The 836-nt window shown below is 59.8% G+C and carries 2 protein-coding genes; both read left to right on the forward strand.

Going from position 1 to position 836, the window contains the following annotated elements; genetic code table 11:
• On the forward strand, positions 1-519 hold a 519-nt coding region (gene wecB / locus FXV83_RS42275), incomplete at its 5' end, for a non-hydrolyzing UDP-N-acetylglucosamine 2-epimerase (RefSeq protein ID WP_148745893.1).
• Positions 512-836, forward strand: a 325-nt coding sequence (locus FXV83_RS42280; RefSeq protein WP_235940634.1) for a 3-hydroxyacyl-CoA dehydrogenase NAD-binding domain-containing protein, incomplete at its 3' end; no start/stop codon positions are given. The genes wecB and FXV83_RS42280, both read left to right, overlap by 8 nt.

Genomic DNA, 836 nt, shown 5'->3' on the forward strand with positions numbered 1-836 from the left:
AAGCGTCACGGCAACCGCCGCATCATCTTGGTCACCTGCCACCGCCGGGAGAATTTCGGCGGAGGAGTTCTCAACATCGTGAATGCACTGGAGACCATCTTAAGCAGGGAGGACGTTGCCGTCGTCCTTCCGGTTCATCCGAACCCGAACGTCCGCGACGTGTTCGCAACGCGGCTCGCCGACCATCCGCGCGTTGTGCTAATTTCCCCTCAAGAGTACACGGATTTTGTCAGCCTCCTTTCCATGTCACATTTGGTGCTGACTGACTCAGGCGGCGTGCAGGAAGAGGCGCCGACGTTTGGAAAGCCGGTCCTTGTGATGCGGGAGACGACCGAACGCCCGGAAGGAGTCGAAGCGGGAACCGCGCGCCTGGTCGGAGCGAACTACGACAGGATCGTCGGGGAGACGTTCCGGCTGCTCGACGATGATGGGGCTTATGCTGCTATGTCTCGCTCCCACAATCCATTTGGTGATGGGCGTGCCAGCGAGCGGATTGTGAAGGTGCTTCTCGATGCCTGAACTTCAGAAGGTCGCCGTCCTCGGGCTTGGTTACATCGGGTTGCCGACGGCCGCCCTGATAGCCAGCCGCGGCCTGCAGGTGGTTGGCGTGGACACAAAGGAATATGTTGTCAGGACGGTGGCCTCCGGAGCCATTCACATTTCGGAGCCCGATCTCGATGGTCTCGTTTCCAAAGTTGTATCGAGCGGCGCGTTGACGACTTCAAACAAGCCGCAGGCCGCCGACGTCTTCATCATCGCGGTGCCCACACCCATTGACGGCGACAATCGGCCGGATTTGTCGAACGTGAATGCTGCCGTGGAGAGCATTCTGGATC

This window comes from Bradyrhizobium hipponense (assembly GCF_008123965.1).
GTDB classification, from domain to species: Bacteria; Pseudomonadota; Alphaproteobacteria; order Rhizobiales; family Xanthobacteraceae; genus Bradyrhizobium; species Bradyrhizobium hipponense.